We start from the raw sequence: 3,614 nt of genomic DNA on the forward strand, positions 1-3,614 counted from the left end.
TTTACGCTACGCTCGCCGCCTCAGATCCACTGCCCTCATGAATAAGACGGGCTAGCGTATCCAAAGCTAATCGCGGCGGCACAGGAGCAGCCATCGCATCCTTCTCAGGCTTCAAACTCAAGGACTGAATCACAGCCTGCTCAAAACCACTACTCAGCAAGAGTCCGAATCAACAAGGCTTGATATTAGGAAGCGAATACAAAGTTTCAAGAGCCTTGCGAAAGGCCTCTTAAACTAAACACGATAATGTTTTTTAATAAGTTAATGCTGGCTGCTGAGCTGTCTGTGCAAACATGTCAGCAAGTGCTTTATCGATCGCGGGCCCGTCAGATGCCTCTACATACCAACCGGGAGAAGCGCATGATTTGAGATTTGGTGCAATACTCGATGCATAAGGTTTCACGAGATCAACATAATTTCCATCCAAAGAGGTAGAGCCATTAGTTGGATTTGCTAGAATAGGTAAGTAAGTTGTATAGATAACCGCTACAGTAATATTTGCGTTCTTGAAGCTTGTACAGCTAGCTGGATCGAAAGCTGCAGTGCAGTGCCCAGAGGTGCAGCTTCCTTTCACATCTCGAAGTCCGTCAGTAATAATAAAAAGAAACGTACGTGCTTGATTTTGGGTATTTCCATCCCCACCTGCTGGTATCTGACCCCGCAACGAAGAAAGTGGCTCGGAGAGGAAAGAATCTCCTGTTCCACCTCCATTATTAGGGCCGAGGGTAATATTGCTAGCGGCAGTACTGAGTGTTGGCCAGTTAGATGTTAATGGAGAAATTTGCGTAAGAGACCATGTCGTTGAGTTAGACGACGCGAGCCCCATAGCATAAAGTGCGATCTTATAATTACTCGTACCTAATACAGATGAATCCATTTTTGCGGTGTTTATAGTTGTTATTACTGCGTTTCGTAAAACATCAATTCTAAGAGGAATATTTGCATTTATTGCAACTTGCTGGTATGATATCGGAATATAGCTCCCGTTCTGAATTACATGGCACCCAAACACGCATCCGACGTTCGAGCCTTTGTTTCCCGCCATACGTTCCATACTCGCCACGATGCCAAACAGACTTTTAGCACCGTCTGATGTAGAGGCAAGACCCATAGATTGGGAGACGTCTAAAGCCATATATAGATTTGTGTAAGGCGGCATTGAAGCCGAAGATTTTGCAATAACGCTAGCTGTAAAATTTGTCAGTCCAAACAGCCTTCCAAAATAAGTGAGCGTCGATATATTATAGCTAGCGATAGAATCGATTCTCTGACCATTTTTCGTAACGAGTAACGACCCAGATACACTCGAACTAACGGTTTTTGCGATATGAGCGTTAAACAGGTCCATACCACGGGTCTGCGCTTCAGCCTGTGCGGCAGCGACCGACGCTGTGCTGCCATCCGAGTTTTGGATCAGGTTTTTTGCGACTCCACTCGCGTACAGGGCAGCAGCATCCGCGCCAGTTTGGGCAGAGTGCCGCGCAACAAGAATTTGTCCATAATCAATGCATAAACCTGCTATCCCAATTAGAGGAACGGACAATAAGGAAAATAGGATCGCGATATTACCGTCACTAGATCTCAAGAAAGACGCATATCGTTTTAAGCTAAAACTTATGCAATACTGCAAATAGGATAAGATTTTAGTAGCCATCAATCAAAATCCAGCACAATTTGATGTTGAGGTTACGCGAACAAGATTGCGCGGTCGGAAATAGGCTGACTTGCGAAACTCTGTCGGTATCATTGCTGGACTTAAAAATAACGGCTTAAAGAAAGCCGTAACATCAACGACTATTATATCAACAGGTCCAAAAACTGATACAGGCAGCGTCTGTGGTGTTGTTACGGCACTATTGGGTGCCGGAGCTTGTAATCCACATTGCCGGACAGGACCCGCAAGTGCACGGCTAAAGACAACAGAGCCAAGATACACGCATGAGGCTGTGCAATTTATGTTTAATTTTGACATTGCAATGCTTGAAATATTTACATAAACGAGACTTGTAAGATCTTTATTTCCTATTTGCTGACCGTATCGTAAAATATCCGAGTCTATTAAGGGTGCGGCCTTAATAAAATCCGTCAAGTCGCTTTCAGTCAGTGTCTGCTTTGTCTGAGAAACAAGTTCGGCGATTGTATCGGCAATGAAGCCAGTACGGTATGATGCAATAAACGCTCGTCCGTAATCGATCATAGATAGCATGAGCACGACAAGAACAGGCGCAATGAGCGCAAATTCGACAATCGAGGTCCCGTGATCGCAAATTTTCCATTGGCGAAAGGGCCGGAGAAGAGTACGCAATAAATTCAGGTTATGCGCATGTTGCAAGGTCGACCAAAAATTTGGCATTAGCACCCGCTCTGTGTAGATCCAGCGGCCGATTGGAAAGGCTCGTTAGCGATAAAAGCCGTTGATCGCAAAACCATTATATCGCGAGAAATCAATGGTCCGGCAATAATAGGGATTAGATCTAAGAACCCAGAAAAATTATACGCAACATCGATAAAAATGTAATCTCCCGGAGATCCTGTGCAGAAAGTGCCTTTGCTTGCATCAAGATTGGCTGGCTTTAGGCTAGGTACAGATTGATTTATATAGGCATATATTCCTGTACCTGAAGTGCTATTTGAGGTTTTTGGGACAATATTTACTGCTACAGTAATATTATTACATGAAATATTGATACTCAGTGCAGGGCAGATAATACTTGATCTTAGCTGGTCTGCGGTAAGGCTTTTCGCCTGAACATAACCGGTCATGATCTGGCGAGCTGCTAACCGTGTTGCGTAATCCAGTGATTGTTGGCTAAAAAAGTAGAGCCCTACCTGAATAATGACGAATATGAAGCCAAGGAAGGGGATAGCGGTGAGGGCAAACTCCACTGCAGCGGCACCGGATTTATCATAAATAAATCTAGCTTTCCAGTCAGAAATCTTGACTACTGCGCCTTGGAACACTATCTATCTCCTTACCCATTACATATTTCATGATTCTATCCATACTCAGAAATACGTAGAATAAAAATATGAATGCTTTGTCAATATTTATAATATTTCTCGTCAAAATATTTAAGTAATAAATTTTTTGATACGTATGCTGATAATTAACGCGTTGCGCTGTTGGATGTCTATAAAACGACCGTTTTCCCGACAATCGGATCAGGCCAAACCGTAGCTGCCTAAAACGGCTTCGTTTCAGTCGGGAAAATATGACTGGTTTTCTATTGCAGATTAAACGCTACTGAATCACTATCCCGACATGCTAGTCGGATATGCCCGCGTTTCCACTCTCGACCAGAACCTCGACCTTCAGCGCGATGCGCTGACCAAGGCAGGCTGTGAGCGTCTGTTCGAGGAGAAGAAGTCTGGAAAGGCCGGCACCAGGCGCCCGGAGTTCGAGGCAGCCCTCGCCTACCTGCGCCCGACCGATGTGCTGGTGGTATGGAAGCTCGATCGCCTTGGTCGCTCCCTCGTCGAGATGATGCGCACCATCGACTCCTTACGCCTGAAGGAGATCCATTTCCGCAGCCTGACTGAGCAGTTTGACAGCGACACCGCCCATGGGCGCTTCGCTCTTCAGATGCATGGCGCCATGGCCGAGTACTTCCTCG

General features: G+C 45.3%; 4 protein-coding genes. 1 reads left to right on the plus strand and 3 read right to left on the minus strand.

All coding sequences use genetic code 11. The features are described 5' to 3' along the window. Positions 1 to 253: 253 nt before the first annotated feature. From G3T14_RS23430 to G3T14_RS23440, 3 genes are read right to left on the minus strand one after another with little or no spacing between them, the layout of a single operon-like run. On the minus strand, positions 254 to 1,654 hold the full coding sequence (locus G3T14_RS23430; RefSeq protein WP_163644900.1) for a Tad domain-containing protein: 1,401 nt from the start codon (positions 1,652 to 1,654) through the stop codon (positions 254 to 256). A gap of 3 nt (positions 1,655 to 1,657) precedes the next feature. Next, a complete protein-coding gene (locus G3T14_RS23435; protein WP_163644901.1) occupies positions 1,658 to 2,353 on the minus strand; it encodes a TadE/TadG family type IV pilus assembly protein in 696 nt (231 codons plus the stop codon). Further along, positions 2,353 to 2,961 (minus strand): TadE/TadG family type IV pilus assembly protein, encoded by a 609-nt coding sequence (locus G3T14_RS23440; protein WP_163644902.1) that lies wholly within the window; start codon positions 2,959 to 2,961, stop codon positions 2,353 to 2,355. Before G3T14_RS23440 ends, G3T14_RS23435 begins: the two co-directional genes overlap by 1 nt. Positions 2,962 to 3,262: 301 nt before the next feature. Here G3T14_RS23440 and G3T14_RS23445 point away from each other — a divergent pair. Further along, positions 3,263 to 3,614: recombinase family protein (locus G3T14_RS23445; protein WP_163644903.1), on the plus strand; the 352-nt coding region annotated here is incomplete at its 3' end.

Origin of the sequence: Methylobacterium sp. BTF04, from assembly GCF_010692745.1 — a bacterium.
In the GTDB taxonomy this organism is placed as follows: Bacteria; Pseudomonadota; Alphaproteobacteria; order Rhizobiales; family Beijerinckiaceae; genus Methylobacterium.